Origin of the sequence: Limnobacter thiooxidans (genome assembly GCF_036323495.1) — a bacterium.
Lineage (GTDB): Bacteria > Pseudomonadota > Gammaproteobacteria > Burkholderiales > Burkholderiaceae_B > Limnobacter > Limnobacter thiooxidans.
This window is the reverse complement of the sequence record NZ_AP028947.1, coordinates 2,190,677-2,206,210: the sequence shown is the minus strand read 5'-3', so window position 1 is coordinate 2,206,210 and position 15,534 is coordinate 2,190,677. Positions and strand designations below refer to the sequence as shown.

The window sequence follows — 15,534 nt, the reverse complement described above, 5'->3', positions numbered from 1 at the left end:
CGATGATGACAGTGAGTCTCGGAATCGAGTTCCGAGCTCCTGATTTGGTGGCGAATAACCAGGGTTTATTTTTTATCCTGTTCATGCAATGCTTCGCAAATAACTGAAATATTTAGGTTAAAGAAATAACTCGTGACATTCGAATAAACGGATATCGCCGTTATTGTTCGATAAATTAAGTTAGCCATCACAGTATCCACCATGCCACCTGATCTTCATCAGTTTCTCCAAGCGAACTCGAGCGCAGTCTTTGGTTTGGTCGGCGCTCTTGGCGGGGGCATCCTTTCCTTCATCGCAACGACAATATTGAAGCGCCGTGACTTCAATCTACAGATGTGGGGGAAGTTGCTCGAACGCCGAATCTCCGCGCATGAGAAGGTCATAGCTGTAGCCGTAGAGATGCGAGTGATGGTGTGCCTTGGTGGCTTTGACGAGAGAGGGGAGTTTCGACGTGCTCCACAGGTGCTGATCTCCAAAGAAGAGTTTGAGCGCTGGTTCACGCGCTTCACACAGTTGACCTTAGAAGGTACGACCTGGCTTACAACGGATGCGAAGCGAGAGGTCAACTTCGCACAAGACTACTTGGTCACGCTTCACCTACACCTTGCAGACGTTCCCTCGGAGAAGTATCTCGCCGTCGGAGAAATTGTCCGTCAAGACTTCATAGACCTCTCGTCAACGCTCGAGAAGAAGGCGTTTGAGTACTTCCAAGAAGGAATTCACAGGCTCCGGCTCGACAGCCTCGACAAACACCACAAGTACAAGAGACCAGAAACAGAATTCCGCCTTCGTTCCACTGCACTCCTTGGTAAGCTATTGGCAGTTCAGTCCTTGCGCGAGGCGGAACGAGATGACGGCTAACCCTTCCATCGAGCGGACGTATTCCAGCTGGCTTCGCCTGCTTCCAGCCGCCGCTCATATCAAACGTTAGCCTCCAAACTTTCCGGCTCGGATATGCGCATTCAACAAATCGAAAAGATTCAAATCGCCTCGGAGCAACTCGAAGACGCCCTGTCGGCATACTTCGCAGGGCGATTTCACTCGGCGCTCGTTCTAGCCTCGGCTGCCGAGCAACTGTATGCTGGCTACGTTATGAAACATGGCGAGACGCCGGCCTGGAAGCGCTCCCGCAGTATCGTGACGAAAATTGCAAATGGTCTTCGCCGTGAAGAAGGCGATAAACCCACATGTGAAGAGGACATAGGCGATTTACTTAACAGGGCATACAACAGTTCAAAGCACGCTGGAAAGAACGATCACACCGTTTTCATGGACCCGAAATTCGAGGCAAACGTTGCCATCGAGCGCGCCATTGAAAACTACGACGCACTGGAGAGGTTGGGCATTTCCGGGCTTCCTGACATGCCGCTCGCACAGCGCTTCCTTGAAGAATCCATCACCGACGAGGAAAGCACATGACGTGCTTGTTGGCTAACCCAGCGCTCAACCGGACCTGCGCGAAAAACCGCGCAGGCCGGCTAGCTCCACGTTAGGACCGCAAATCATGTCTGCTCTAGCGTTAATAGTTGTACTTGGCTTGTTCGGCGTGTTGATTGCTATGGTTGCCGTACCCATGGCTGAGCGCTCTCAACTCAAGAAGGGTAAGTACGGTCCGTTCCAAGTAGATTTTGAGGTAACGCTTTTTCAAACATTTGTAGCCCTGGACAGAAAACAAAATAGCCTTTTCTTTATCAACGCCAGCATTCCGGAATACAACGGCCGTGAACAGATCGTTGGCTACCGGCGGGCTAAGTTCAAGTGCAGCGTCACTGATATCGAATCAGTGCAGATAAAAAAGGACGAGAAAGAAACATACTCGGTCGGTTTTACTTTCCAAAAGGAAGTCCCGCCAGGTAACAAATGGAAAGCACTCAGCTTTAACATGGTCTACCCGAAAGATGCTGAGGCCTTGAAGTATGAACTTCACCATCTGGTCCAAGAGTGAGCGCGAACGGTCCTAACAACGTGTTCAACGCAACGGCCCGTAACCGGGCCGCGCGTTAACCCGGGCGTTAGAGAACATCCTATGTACGCACCTAATAAACAACGCAGCCGCAGACTTCGAAAAAAACTCCATATTGGCGAATTCCAAGAAATGGGGTTTGAGTTCGAGGCGGAGCTCGAAGCACCGACAGAATTGAAAGTTCAAGAATCATTGGTCGATGCCTTCTTATCTGAAGTCGTAGAGCCTCGGTCCTTGACCTTCGGAGGCTGGATCACTGGTGGGTTTATTGCGTCTTATGGCCCTGGATTTGTTTCAGAGAAAGATCGAGAAGCAATAAATGAATGGCTCGTTAGGCGTCCGGAGCTTAAAAATATCCATGTCGGCTCTTTAGTCGACGCATGGTATCCCCCATCACGGGATTGATAGTCTTAACTTCAATTGAGAAATCCATTTCAAGCGTATATGGCATCTCTGTTCTCTAACAATTCGGTCCAAGGGATAGAGTCGGCCAGCTGCGCTGCCCGTCTGCCCCTGACCTTCGTCGTTAGGTTTCTCATGCAACCGTATCGACGATTTGTAGCGCACATAGACATCCTCGGCATGAGAGCGATGGTCAATCGAAATTCAGAAATGGCGTGAAACGTCCTTTCTAGTCTCGCAAACGTCCGGGATCACCTTGGCAAGCTGCAGCTAACCAACATCAGAAGCGCGCGGCAGCATATGTTGCCTTGTCGTTAACCTGTTATAGCTGGGCCAACAGTGATCAATGCCATTTTGCCTTCAGTGATTCCATCTGAGCCGACACTCAAGGAATCGCACCTCGCGTTTCAAGAAAACCAAGGGGGGTGAGTTTCGATAAGTTGTTTGGCCCCTATCTGGCTGGTGCGAGACGCATTGTCATAACCGATCCTTACTTGCAAATGTTCTATCAGGTAAGAAACTTGATGGACTTGATGGAAACGATTGCTATGTACAAGGTTGCAGATGAGGATGTTGCGGTACACGTTGTGACCGTCGAGGATGAGTTTAACGGTGAAAAGCAGGCCGAGAATCTTCAGAAAATTGCAGAGATCTGCCAAGGTTTTGGGTTGCAATTTACATGGGTTCTTGACACTACCGGTACGAAGCACGACAGAGAGATCGTTACGGATCATGCCTGGAAAATTGTGCTCAGTAGAGGGTTGGATGTTTTCCAAAGGTTTGATTTGAATGACGCGTTTAATTTTGCAAACCGCTTGCAGCAGCATCGACAGTGCAAAGAGTATAATGTCACTTTTGTAAAAATCTTAGAGTCGAGCCTGTAAGTGTTATTGGGATTTACTTTACACTTGTGCATGTGCACTTTGATTGTTGCTTGTCAATTCGAACTTATAAAGTTAAAAAATAATATGTTATATATCTTTTTTATTCGATCCTTTATAAAGATCGAAAAACTGTTGGATAGATAATAGATCTTTTGTCCCAAGATTTGGGGTTCTTAGCAATTGACCTAGTGTTGTTTTGGCTAGTTGCCCAATTTGCCTTATGCCAACAGCTTCGAGGCAGCTTATCGCTTTTTTCGATAGTGGCAGGGTTGTGATGCTAATTTCGTTAATACGATCGATTAGTGCTAAATTACTGAGTAAGGGAGTTTTCAACTCAATTTCCCTAGCTGACAATCTTGGGTCCACAGATTCTCTAATTATCTTGCAAAACATTCTCGTTGAGTTAAATATGGGTAAAACTTTATGTATAAGTTTTAATTCTTCTTTGTAGTTTAGTTGTATGAAATCTAGTACGCTTCTAATACTAATGTTTTTTTCGAGTGAGTTTATATAAATAGCTTTGAGGAAAATAACAATTATTGACTCGGGAGTTGTAATTTTTTTGTGGTGACTATCATCAAGGAATAATTCAATTTGAGCGGCCTTATTTAATTCTTTTTCCTTTATTATGGCTTTTAAAAATTTTCTTTTTAATGTTGTTTCGTTGTCTTTAAGTATTTGATAAATTCGTGCTTTGCCTAGGTTATTTTCTTCAGCAATACTTTGTATACTTTGTTCTTTAGGTATATATAGTCCGTAGGCCTTCGTTATAATTTCTCTGTCTCTTTCATTTAAAGCTTCAAGAATTTTTCTTACTTGAGCCCTAAGTTCTATGGAGTCAATCATTTTTCTTACTAATAACCAGTTTTTTCCGCTCTGGTATTGAGTATTTTTTAATTTTATATTAATTGAATTTCCGTCGAAAGTATTTTTATAGATTGTGCTAAGTTCGATTTTTTCATCTGTAGAAAAAATCCCTTTAAAATTTATTTCTTTGTTTAGTTCTTTGATGGCAAAAGTGCTGCAATTCAAGAATTCCTGAATTTCTTCCTGGTATTTATTTATTTCGATTTTGTTGAGGTTTTTGTCAATTGGATGAATTAAATCAAAACCGGATTTTTTAAAAAAATTATTTGCAAAGATCGTGATAATATGGTGTGGTAGACCAATAAAATCATCTTTTAGGTTCTCTGTGAAGTTAATACTTGATTTGTATATTTCTTTTTCCATTGACAATGGTTTATTTTTTGTTGAGCAAGCTTATATAAATAACAGCATTGTGGCTGTTGTTGGATAAATTTTAATTTCGGTTTTTTTATTTATTTATTTGTGTAATACTTTTTATTCTATAAATTTACTTCGGAATATTTTTTTTTAATGTTTTTATTGGTTGGTCTCGCTTGTAATGTATTGTCTTTTTAACTGTTTGCTAGGGCAGACTTGAAGTGATATCGATTCCGTCAGATTGGATTTTGAGACGCTAAAGAGCCAATCAATTTGTCGATATTGAACACTCTGGTCCATGTCAACAATAAGCATCTATATCATCTACTGATTCAATGTCCGCATCAAGTGTTTCATTCACAAAATCTGCAGCTAGAACCTTTGCGATAGACTAGCTGTTCCTTCGATGCTGGGGGAAATACTCTTAACCTGGGAGTATGAGAGTATTCTGAGGCTGACATCGGGCTGCTCAGAGGCAGTGATCTACCCCGGATTTTTCGATCCAATGTGACTTATTTGTAATGGTCTCTCAACGAAGTGAGAGACGAAATGAAACGAGCCCGATTCAGCGATGAACAGATTGTTTGAATCCTGAGAGAAACAGACAAGGACACCGTAGTGGAAGTGGCCAAACGCCACGGCGTAAGCGAACCGACAATTTATGCGTGGCGCGAGAAATTTGGCGACCTGGAAACCGATGAAGTTCGACGTCTAAAGACATTGGAGGCCGAGAACGTCAGACTGCGCAAACTGCTGGTGGATCGTGACCTTGAAATCGAGGTAACGAAGGAAATCAATAGAAAAAAGTGGTGAGCGTACAGGCGCGTCTGGAACAGGCCCATTAGGCGATTGGTCGTGGGGTGGGTCAACGACGTGCCTGCACGCTGATGTAAGTGGCTCGATCAGGGCTATATTACGAACGCAAGATGCCAAGTCGAGACTTGCCCGTAATTGATTTGATGAAACGTTTATCAGGGCAATACTCAAGGTTTGGATCTAGGCGGATTCGAGTGTTCTTGGCCAGAGAAGGCCTGCAGATCGGTAAAGAGAGTTGTTCAAGGCTTTGGAGCCAGGCTGGCTTGCAGGTGCCAGCAAAGAAGATGCGACGCAGAGCCATAGCCAGCGCTTTGCCATGGCCTAAGATGCCCGATCAGCGCAACATCGTGTGGAGCTACGATTTTGTGTATGAGGCGTGTGTCAATTGTCAAACCATCAAATGTCCGACCATAGTAGATGAATACACACGAGAATGTTCGGCAATCGATGTGGCTGGTAGCATTCGTTCCAAACTAGTCATTGATGTGCTCAGTAGGCTAATCAGTGTGCGAGGAGCACCTAAATACCTGCGAAGCGACAACGGTCCAGAATTCGTGGCCACCAAGCTTCTGGAATGGGCGGTGCAGGTGAAACTTGAAAGCGTACAATTGATCCGGGCAAGCCATGGCAAAACGGTACCAACGAAAGCTTCAACGGAAAATTCAGAGATGAGTGCCTGTCGATGGAGTGGTTTCGAAAAAGACTTGAAGCACGAGTGATTATTGAAGACTGGAGGCAGCATTAAATGCGGTCCGACCGCATTCCAGCTTGAACTACCTGACCTGGAATGAATTCGTGGCAAGATTGCAAAACAATTTATCAACCGAGACCAGAAAGTTAAGTTCTCAGTGGTAGGAAATTCCCGGGCACGTCAGATTCTCTTCGTCGTATCTGTCGTAAGCACGAAATTGAAGATAAGGATGTCTCGCTCGAAGTTCTCATTACCGAACTTACCAGTCGAGATATTCTTTTTGCAACTAAGGGAAGCGAGCACGCGCAGTTGCTCACGTACGCACAAAGGCAACTCACGCTCAATGGGATGAGTTTGACATCAAGGACGTGCAGTCCTGCATAGAGTTCACACGGGCAATCATTGGCAGTGAGCTTGACGGTTAAGCCCAACCCGGTAATCGGGCGGGTCGCCTCAAAAGCGCGACACCAATTACTTTTAGGTTATCCAAAGTCGGTTCAAGACCACTTAAGAGGCTTTCTAAGTCGAGAGTCTCATGGCCGCTTCGGCCGATTAACGGCCATCGCACCGGTACCTCTAGTTTCAATACTCAAACACCGCTTCCCGAAGGTCGCCTAGGCGATTCGAGTCAATCAACCAAGCTTTTGCCAAAATTCATATCTTCGTGCCCAGATAATCCAAATTTCCTTGCAACTGAGTGTGAGAATACGTCACATCACATAGCCGCAATCCCAGTCAAGGCAACGTTTTAGCCAATCCATGGGCACATTCAAGGCACAACTTAGGCACATCCTAGCAATAGTCAAATTCCATCCCGAAGGTCACGAATTTCCAGAAATTCCGCACAAAAACTCGCTTCACAAACTCGAAAATCGATGACCTTCAGGTTGATTTCCCAAACGGTCATTGGGCACAAAAATGTGAACCAGAAAATTCAAGAAATTTTTACAGATGTGCCCTGTTGACCGTTATTAGGTTTGACCGAAGGTCATGAAAGGATAGGAGGGCTAAATCGGGGTTGGGCACCAGTTGGGCACATTTTGGGCACACGCTGTGGGTGGGCCAGAAAACAAAAAAACCAACCACCGTGAAGTGATTGGTTTTAATGGTAAAAATTTGGTTGCGGGGGCAGGATTTGAACCTACGACCTTCGGGTTATGAGCCCGACGAGCTGCCAGACTGCTCCACCCCGCGTCTGGTAAGAACGAAACTATAGCGGCTTTTCTCTATGTGTGCAAGTGCACAAATGCAAGCCCAAGCTAAAACTACAGCCCAAAAACCTATATCCTGCTGAATCCACACAGAAAAACAGCAGTAAAAAATGTTTAAAAAATTTTTAAGAAACCTCACCAACAAGCCGGAATTCATGCGCAGGGCCATGAACTTCTATGCGCCCATCCGCGGTGCGGGCATTCAAGTCGAGCGGATTGCCCCCAATTTCGATGAAGTAGAAGTGGTCATGCCCCTGACCCGGCGAAATAAGAACATCATGGGCACCCAGTTTGGCGGCTCCCTTTATGCCATGGCAGATCCCTTTTTCATGTTGATACTCATGAAGCGTCTTGGGCATCGCTACCACGTCTGGGATCAAGAGGCCAATATCCGCTTCGTGTCACCCGGCAAGGCTGCGGTTAAAGGCGTGTACAGGGTCAATGACCAGGCGCTTGAGGAAATCAAGGCGCTTGCCGCCACCGGTGAAAAGGTGCTCTATACCTTCGGTGTGGATATCACCCAGAAAGACGGCACCATCGTCGCGCAAGTTACCAAAGTCCTTTATATTCGCTTGAAGAAGCAATACCGTCCCCAATCCAACTAAAAGCAGCACCATGTCCAAATCCGAATATTCCAACCTGCCCGTCTGGCCCGAAGCCGATACCCCCTGTGTCGGGTTTTGTTCAACCAACCTTGGTGATGACATGTGCATGGGGTGTGGTCGAACCATGGACGAAGTCGACGGCTGGCTGTTCAAAAGCGACGAGGAAAAGGAAGCGGTCTGGACGCGGATCCGCCAAGCGGGTGTTGGCTATCGCTGGGAAAGTTGAAATTTCCAGCCTCGGCAGTATTAAAGGTCATGCTCAGTTTTTAATCAACCAACCAAAAACTTCGCAAAATCAACAGGCTGAAAATTTTATCCACAGCGAATCGGGAAGGTTTTCCCCGCCCACTGTGGATAAGTTCCGAAAGCCTTGGGGTAAGCCAAAGAGGGGGTGTTTTCATGCAACCTTTGGGTGCAACATGCAAATGTCTCCGACCCCTTGGGGTTGTTTCAAGATACGGCTTGCCAGGGCAAGCCGTTTTTTTTTGAAATCATTTGTGGAGTCAAATGGTTGCTGATCAGCCATTAACGTGGTTACAATGCGCCATCGGTTTATGAAATGCCCTTGCGCAACCAGTTTCACGCTGCGCCCCTGCACCCCGCTGGCAACAGCCACCCCGGCCTGCAGGACCGACCGGCACTATTTCCCATCAACACCAGAATTTCTTAAAGTGAGTCCGCCTGGATGGATCCCCAGCGCGCTAAAAACATATTGGAAGCCGCCTTGCTCTGTTCTGTAGAGCCCATAGCTGTCAAGGAACTGACCCGCCTTTTTGATGGCGCGCTAGACGCTGCGGTGATCTCCACTTTGCTTGAAGACTTGCGACGGGACTGGGCTCAAAAAGGGCTGGAGCTGGTGCAGGTGAAAACAGGTTGGCGCTTCCAGACTCGGGATGATGTCAAGCGTTACCTGGAACAGATGAACCCGGAGAAGCCCCCCAAATATTCGAGGGCTACTCTGGAAACGCTGGCAATCATTGCCTACAAGCAGCCCGTCACCCGGGGCGACATTGAGTCTATCCGTGGGGTCACTGTTTCAACGCAGGTCATGAAGGCCTTGGAAGACCGTGGCTGGATCGAGGCCATTGGCTACCGGGATGCGCCGGGGCGCCCCGCGCTTTGGGCCACAACTTCTGAATTTTTGGCTGACCTGAACCTGGCCAGCCTGAACGAATTACCAGCACTGGACGACGACAAAGACCAGCGGCTGGCAGATGAATTACAAAAAGTCATTCCTTTTGATCAGGATGACAGCGACACAGCGGAAAACGATGAGAACCAACAAGCGCAAAACAACTGAAAACCTTGAAACCGGCAATGCCATTGAAGTGGTCGCCGTCAGCATGGACTCCGAAAGCCAGGACATGGAATGGGGCGATGTGCTGAATCAGGTAGAAGGCCTGAAGTCGGAAGACGCAGGTAGCGCAGGCAAGAATCGCAGCAAACTCAACGTCCGCCTGGACCCTGAATTGGCCCCCAAGTTACACAAGGTGCTGGCTGATTCCGGAATGGGTTCCCGTCGGGAAATGGAAGAGCTGATTGTCGCTGGCAGGGTTTCCGTGAATGCCGAACCTGCCCACTTGGGGCAGCGTGTGCTGCCAACCGACCAGGTGCGTGTCAACGGCAAATTGATTCAACGCAAAAACAAATCCAAGCCGCCGCGTGTCTTGATTTACCACAAGCCCGCTGGTGAAATTGTGTCGATGGACGACCCTCAAGGGCGTACCACCGTGTTTCAAAAGCTTCCCAAAATTTCCAACGGCAAGTGGATCGCTGTCGGGCGACTCGACTACAACACCGAAGGCCTGTTGCTTTTCACCTCATCCGGTGACCTCGCAAACCGCCTCATGCACCCCCGTTATGAAGTGCAACGCGAATACGCTGTGCGCATCCTTGGTGAACTCACCGAAGAGCAGCGCCAGCAATTGCTCACCGGTATTCAGCTTGACGACGGTCCAGCCAAATTCCTGTACGTGGATGTGGCTGGTGGTGAAGGCGCCAATCGTTGGTACAAAGTGGGCTTGAAAGAAGGGCGCAACCGCGAAGTTCGTCGCATGTTCGAAGCCTGCAACCTGACTGTTAGCCGCCTGATCCGGACCCGTTTCGGCGACATCATGATGCCGTCCACGTTAAAGCGCGGCCGCCACATGGAAATGGAAGCGCTTGAAGCCATGTCTTACATGCAATCGCTTGGCTTGAAAGTGGATGAATCTGCGCAGGAAGGCGCCATACGCCGCGACCAGAAAAACCTGGGTTCCAAGTACAGCAAACGTAGAAGCGGGCAGCCATTGATCGATCCAGGTCTGGCCTTTACCACGCCCACACAGACTTACCTCACCGTTTCGGGTGCCACTGCGGCGGCGGCTTTGAGCAACCAGAACAACCTGTCTTCAGCCGGTGGCCTGTCACGCAATGGCGGTAATGGCCGCACGGGCGAGCGCAACGGCAACCGCACTGGTGGCAATGGTGGCGCGGGCAATGGTGCGGCCCCGGGCAAATTTGGTGGTGCCGGTAAACGCACTGGTACAGGTCGTCCCGGTGGTCCGTCAGCTGGACGTGGCCCGGCGCGAAGTACTGGCCCTGTTTCCGAGCAGAAGCCCCAGCAAAGACGTCGCAGAAAGGCGCCTGCTGCATAGTCAGTTCAGGAAATTGCTTGAAAACAAAGGCAGTTTCAGTTATTCTCTGAGGCTGCCTGAGCGCCCACTCCAAAAAGGGTGTCTCAAATGAAGTGGGCTTACAGGCCCATTTTTTTTTGGCGCGGCGGTTTTGCAGCACTGAATGAAAATAATTGAATGAAAGTAAGGCGAAGAGAAGCTAAGTGATCAATCCTGAAGAATTTGTCGGCAATACCTGGTCTGGCGTGTGGTCTGAACCGTGGGTGGCAGAAGCCGATGCAGTGATCCTTTCCCTTGGCCTTGAAGTGGCCGACATTGAGCGTGAAGGTAATGGCCTGTTGCGCATCATGATCGACTCGCCCAACGGCGTGACCGTTGAAGATTGCGAGCGTGTCAGTCACCAGTTGACGCACCTGTTCACCGTGGAAAACGTGAATTACGACCGGCTCGAGATTTCCTCGCCGGGAGTGGACCGCGTTTTGCGTCGCAAGAAAGATTTTGAACGTTTTCTGAACGAAGAAGTGTCCTTGAAATTCAAGCGACCCATCAACAACCAGAAGCAGTTCAAAGGCGTATTACAACAAGGCAAAGAACAGTCATGGGGTGTAATGGTTACGCCCGATGGAAAAAAAGCCGAACCTTACCTGATTGATTTTGAAATAGCTGATTTGGCGGGTGCCCGTCTGGTCCCCCATCTAAAGTTTTAGGAGCCTTGGAATGAGCCGTGAGTTGCTTTTATTGGTTGATGCGTTAGCGCGTGAAAAGAATGTTGAAAAAGACATCGTATTTGGCGCGCTTGAACTGGCATTGGCTTCCGCAACCAAGAAGCGCTTCGACGAGGAAGTAGACGTGCGCGTGTCCATCGACCGCGATACAGGCGACTACGACACCTTCCGTCGCTGGGAAGTGGTTACAGAAGAAGACTTTTATGATCCAGCCTACCAAATGGTGCTCGATCAAGCCTTGAAGAATGACCCTGAAGCTGAAATGGGCGACTTCATCGAAGAAGAACTCGAGCCAGTCGAATTTGGCCGCATCGGTGCCCAGGCTGCCAAGCAGGTCATTCTGCAGCGAGTTCGTGACGCCGAACGTGAGCAAATCCTCCAGGATTTCTTGGACCGTGGTGACAAAATCGTGATCGGTCAGGTCAAGCGCATGGAACGTGGCGACGCCATTGTGGAAAGCGGCCGCATCGAAGCCCGCTTGCCTCGCGATCAAATGATTCCGCGTGAAAGCCTTCGTCCCGGCGACCGTGTGCGCGCCTTCCTCTGGAAAGTGGATCGCATGGCCCGTGGCCAACAGGTCATCTTGTCACGCACCTCGCCTGAATTCATCAAGGCCCTGTTTGCCATGGAAGTGCCTGAAATTGAACAAGGCCACCTGGAAATCAAGGGCGCTTCACGCGACCCCGGCATGCGCGCAAAAATTGCTGTGCTGGCCCATGATCGCCGCATTGACCCCATTGGCACCTGTGTGGGTGTTCGTGGCTCACGCGTGCAGGCTGTTACCCAGGAACTGGGTGGCGAGCGCGTAGATATCGTGTTGTGGTCTGAAGACCCGGCCCAGTTTGTAATTGGTGCCTTGTCGCCCGCCACTGTGCAGTCCATTGTGGTTGACGAAGACCAGCACGTCATGGAAGTGGTGGTTGACGAAGCCGAATTGGCCCAAGCCATTGGCCGTAGCGGTCAAAACGTTCGCCTGGCCTCTGACCTCACTGGTTGGCAGATCAACATCATGACGCCGGAAGAATCGGCCAAGCGTTCCGAAGAAGAAATCGGCAAGCTTCGTGCACTGTTCACCAGCAAGCTGGATGTGGATGAAGACGTTGCCAACATCCTGATCGAAGAAGGTTTTACCGGTCTGGAAGAAGTGGCGTATGTGCCCTTGGCTGAAATGCAGGAAATCGAAGCATTCGACGCAGACACTGTGGAAGAACTTCGCACTCGTGCACGCAATGCACTGTTGACAGAAGCCATTGCCCGTGAAGAAATTGTCGAAGGCGCCGGCGACCTGATGTCCATTGAAGGCGTAGACGCTGATCTGGTTGGCAAATTGGCCGCGGCTGAAATTTCTGACCGCGAAGGCCTGGCTGAACTGGCCGTTGACGAGTTGGTTGAAATTGCCGGTATTGGAGAAGACCGTGCACGCGAAATTATTATGAAAGCGCGTGCGCACTGGTTCGAGTAAAGAACTGTATTAAAAAATTGAGTTGAGTCGAACCGGGTCACGTGGCCCGGTCAGCACGGGAATTTGAAGGAAGAGTAGATGACCAGTACCACAGTCGCACAGTTTGCAGCAGAATTGAAAATGCCCGCCGACGTTCTTTTGGAGCAGTTCAAATCTGCTGGCGTGAGCAAAAATTCTGAGGCAGATGCAGTTACTGAAGCTGACAAGGGAAAGCTTTTGGAAAGCCTGCAAAAAGCGCACGGATCTGAAAGCGGTCAGAAGAAAATTACCATCACCCGCAAGCAGACCAGCGAAATCAAGCAGGCAGGTCCCGGCGGCCGCGCACGCACTGTTCAGGTTGAAGTTCGCAAGAAGCGCGTATTTGTTCAGCGTGCAGAAAAAGCGGGCGAAAGTGAGCCAGTCATGGAAGCCCAGCTTGACCCGGCAGAGCAGGCTCGCCGCGATGCTGAAATTCAGCGCCAGGCCGAGCTGAAAGCCCGCCAGGAAGCCGAGCTGAAAGAAAAGCAGGCCAAGCTGGAGCAAGAACGCGAACGTGAGCTGAAGCTACAGGAAGAAGCCCGTCAGCGCGCAGAGGAAGAGCGCCTAGCTCACGAAGCCGTGGAGCTTGCCAAAGCTGAAAGTGCCAAGCCAAGCAAAGCTGAAGAAGAAGCAGACAAACAGGACGAAGCAGCCCAAGCTGCACGTGCAGCAGAAGCCAAAGCCCGCGAACAGCGTGCCGCCGATGCTTTGAAAGCCGAACAGCTTGCCAAAAAAGCTGCTGAAGATGCAGCCAAGGCCAGTGCCAACCAGGAACGCGCCCGAAAAGTTGCAGAAGCCGAAGTGGCCGCCATCAACCGCATGATGTCTCAGCCTTCCAAGGTCATGAAGGCTGAAGAGCCTGTTGAACCACCCAAACCCACGGTAAAGAAGGTTGAAAAGCCTGTGGTTGCCGCAGCCGCAGCACCGTCTGAGGAAGATGCAGCCGCAGCAGCCGAACGTGGCCGCAAGGGTGTCCGCCCAGTGGGTGCCAAAGAAGAGCCGGGCCGCCGTCGCGGTGGCTTGAAAACACGCGGTGAAACCGGTGTTGGCCGTACGGGTGCCGGTGGATGGAAAGGCCCCAAAGGCAAGAACAGTCGCCACAGCCAGGAACAAACCAATTTCAACCAGCCTACAGAACCTGTAGTGCGTGACGTACACGTGCCTGAAACCATCACCGTGGCCGAATTGGCCCACAAGATGTCTGTCAAGGCTGCCGAAGTGATCAAGTGCCTGATGAAGATGGGCCAAATGGTCACCATCAACCAGGTATTGGACCAGGACACCGCCATGATCGTGACCGAGGAATTGGGTCACAAGGCGATCGCCGCCAAGCTGGACGATCCGGAAGCCATGATCGAAGAGGCAGGCGTTGCTCATTCTGAATCACCATCCGTGCCCCGCGCGCCAGTGGTTACTGTCATGGGTCACGTTGACCACGGTAAAACATCACTGCTGGATTACATCCGTAGCGCCAAGGTTGCATCCGGTGAAGCCGGCGGCATTACCCAGCACATTGGTGCCTACCACGTCGAAACTGAACGTGGCATGATCACCTTCCTCGATACCCCAGGCCACGAAGCGTTTACCGCCATGCGTGCCCGTGGTGCCAAGGCAACCGACATCGTGATTCTGGTAGTGTCCGCCGATGACGGCGTGATGCCACAAACCATTGAAGCGATTCACCACGCCAAGGCGGCCAATGTGCCCTTGGTGGTGGCGATCAACAAGATCGACAAACCCGATGCCAATCCGGATCGTGTGAAACAGGAATTGATTACCCATTCAGTCGTGCCAGAGGAATACGGTGGCGACTCACCCATGGTGCCTGTTTCTGCGAAAACAGGTAAAGGCATCGACGACCTGCTCGAGCAAGTGCTTTTGCAGGCCGAAGTGATGGAACTGAAAGCCCAGATCGACGCACCGGCCAAAGGCCTGGTAGTCGAATCACGACTGGACAAAGGCCGTGGCCCCGTGGCCACCGTGCTGGTACAAAGCGGCACCTTGAAAAAAGGCGACGTGGTCCTGGCTGGTTCTGCATTTGGCCGTGTTCGCGCCATGGTGGATGAAAATGGTCGTTCAATCGACTCTGCCGGCCCATCAATTCCTGTCGAAATTCAGGGTTTGAGCGACGTGCCAGCAGCAGGCGAAGAAGTCATCGTGCTGCCAGACGAACGCAAAGCCCGTGAAATTGCCCTGTTCCGTCAAGGCAAGTTCCGCGATGTCAAGCTGGCCAAGCAACAGGCTGCCAAGCTGGAAAACATGTTCGAGCAGATGGCCGAAGGCGAAGTCAAGAGCCTGGCCGTGATTCTGAAAGCAGACGTACAGGGTTCACAAGAAGCCTTGTCGCATGCCTTGCAGAAACTGTCGACCGACGAAGTCAAGGTGCAGGTTGTGCACGCAGCAGTGGGTGGTATCAGTGAATCTGACGTCAACCTGGCTGTTGCATCGAAGGCGGTCATCATCGGCTTTAACGTGCGTGCCGACCAGGGCGCACGCAAAACTGCCGAGAACAACGGTGTGGACATTCGCTACTACAACATCATTTATGACGCGGTAGACGAAATCAAGGCCGCCATGACCGGCATGCTGACACCCGACAAGAAAGAGGAAATCATCGGCAACGTTGAAATCCGCGAGGTGTACAAGATCTCCAAAGTGGGTTCCGTTGCAGGCTGTATGGTTACCGATGGCCTTATCCGCCGCAGCGCGGGTGTCCGCTTGCTGCGCGACAACGTGGTGATCTGGACCGGCCAGTTGGCATCGCTCAAGCGCTTCAAGGACGACGCCAAAGAAGTGCGTCAGAACTTTGAGTGTGGCTTGCAACTGCACAACTACGACGACATTCAGGTTGGCGACATCCTGGAAGCATTTGAAGTGAAGGAAGTGGCCCGTACACAGCTGTAATGACTGTGGGGGTT

13 protein-coding genes, 1 tRNA gene and 1 pseudogene are annotated in these 15,534 nt (G+C 50.2%); 13 read left to right on the top strand and 2 right to left on the bottom strand.

Going from position 1 to position 15,534, the window contains the following annotated elements; translation table 11 throughout:
• Window positions 1-201 precede the first annotated feature (201 nt).
• The 5 genes from RGQ30_RS10095 to RGQ30_RS10075 all read left to right on the top strand — a co-directional run bounded on the left by RGQ30_RS10095 (window position 202) and on the right by RGQ30_RS10075 (window position 3,249).
• Window positions 202-861: a hypothetical protein gene (locus tag RGQ30_RS10095; RefSeq protein WP_130556043.1), complete on the top strand. Its 660-nt coding sequence runs from the start codon at window positions 202-204 to the stop codon at window positions 859-861.
• A gap of 93 nt (window positions 862-954) precedes the next feature.
• On the top strand, window positions 955-1,419 hold the full coding sequence (locus RGQ30_RS10090; protein WP_130556044.1) for a hypothetical protein: 465 nt from the start codon (window positions 955-957) through the stop codon (window positions 1,417-1,419).
• A gap of 85 nt (window positions 1,420-1,504) precedes the next feature.
• The gene (locus tag RGQ30_RS10085; protein WP_130556045.1) at window positions 1,505-1,945 is read left to right on the top strand and encodes a hypothetical protein; all 441 of its coding nucleotides are present in this window, start codon (window positions 1,505-1,507) and stop codon (window positions 1,943-1,945) included.
• An 81-nt stretch (window positions 1,946-2,026) separates the two neighbouring features.
• Window positions 2,027-2,368 carry a YggL 50S ribosome-binding family protein gene (locus RGQ30_RS10080; RefSeq protein WP_130556046.1) on the top strand — a complete coding sequence of 114 codons (342 nt, stop codon included), beginning with the start codon at window positions 2,027-2,029 and terminating at the stop codon, window positions 2,366-2,368.
• 422 nt (window positions 2,369-2,790) lie between these two features.
• A complete protein-coding gene (locus RGQ30_RS10075) occupies window positions 2,791-3,249 on the top strand; it encodes an MIT C-terminal domain-containing protein (protein ID WP_338284373.1) in 459 nt (152 codons plus the stop codon).
• 87 nt (window positions 3,250-3,336) lie between these two features.
• Here the strand turns inward: RGQ30_RS10075 and RGQ30_RS10070 are convergent, their stop codons facing one another.
• The gene (locus RGQ30_RS10070; RefSeq protein ID WP_130556047.1) at window positions 3,337-4,479 is read right to left on the bottom strand and encodes a DNA-directed RNA polymerase subunit alpha C-terminal domain-containing protein; all 1,143 of its coding nucleotides are present in this window, start codon (window positions 4,477-4,479) and stop codon (window positions 3,337-3,339) included.
• Between the two features lie 582 nt (window positions 4,480-5,061).
• On the opposite strand from RGQ30_RS10070, the pseudogene RGQ30_RS10065 reads away from it, so the two are divergent.
• A pseudogene (locus RGQ30_RS10065) lies at window positions 5,062-6,144 on the top strand (IS3 family transposase).
• A 953-nt stretch (window positions 6,145-7,097) separates the two neighbouring features.
• Here RGQ30_RS10065 and RGQ30_RS10060 read toward each other — a convergent pair.
• Window positions 7,098-7,174: transfer RNA gene (locus tag RGQ30_RS10060), tRNA-Met, on the bottom strand.
• 127 nt (window positions 7,175-7,301) lie between these two features.
• Between RGQ30_RS10060 and RGQ30_RS10055 the strand changes: the two genes are divergently transcribed.
• The 7 genes from RGQ30_RS10055 (at window position 7,302) to infB (ending at window position 15,520) form a co-directional block, all read left to right on the top strand.
• Complete coding sequence (locus RGQ30_RS10055) at window positions 7,302-7,796, top strand: DUF4442 domain-containing protein (RefSeq protein ID WP_298215900.1); 495 nt, start codon at window positions 7,302-7,304, stop codon at window positions 7,794-7,796.
• 10 nt (window positions 7,797-7,806) lie between these two features.
• A complete protein-coding gene (locus RGQ30_RS10050) occupies window positions 7,807-8,022 on the top strand; it encodes a DUF1289 domain-containing protein (protein ID WP_130556048.1) in 216 nt (71 codons plus the stop codon).
• A gap of 459 nt (window positions 8,023-8,481) precedes the next feature.
• Complete coding sequence (gene scpB / locus RGQ30_RS10045; RefSeq protein ID WP_130556049.1) at window positions 8,482-9,096, top strand: SMC-Scp complex subunit ScpB; 615 nt, start codon at window positions 8,482-8,484, stop codon at window positions 9,094-9,096.
• The gene (gene rluB / locus RGQ30_RS10040) at window positions 9,068-10,432 is read left to right on the top strand and encodes a 23S rRNA pseudouridine(2605) synthase RluB (RefSeq protein WP_298215896.1); all 1,365 of its coding nucleotides are present in this window, start codon (window positions 9,068-9,070) and stop codon (window positions 10,430-10,432) included. Before scpB ends, rluB begins: the two co-directional genes overlap by 29 nt.
• Window positions 10,433-10,614: 182 nt before the next feature.
• Window positions 10,615-11,118 (top strand): ribosome maturation factor RimP, encoded by a 504-nt coding sequence (rimP, locus tag RGQ30_RS10035; RefSeq protein WP_298215894.1) that lies wholly within the window; start codon window positions 10,615-10,617, stop codon window positions 11,116-11,118.
• A gap of 10 nt (window positions 11,119-11,128) precedes the next feature.
• Entirely contained in the window at window positions 11,129-12,598 is a 1,470-nt protein-coding gene (nusA, locus tag RGQ30_RS10030; RefSeq protein ID WP_130556051.1) for a transcription termination factor NusA, read from the top strand.
• 78 nt (window positions 12,599-12,676) lie between these two features.
• Window positions 12,677-15,520, top strand: coding sequence for a translation initiation factor IF-2 (gene infB, locus RGQ30_RS10025; RefSeq protein ID WP_130556052.1), 2,844 nt, complete (start codon window positions 12,677-12,679; stop codon window positions 15,518-15,520).
• The last annotated feature ends 14 nt before the right edge of the window (window positions 15,521-15,534 follow it).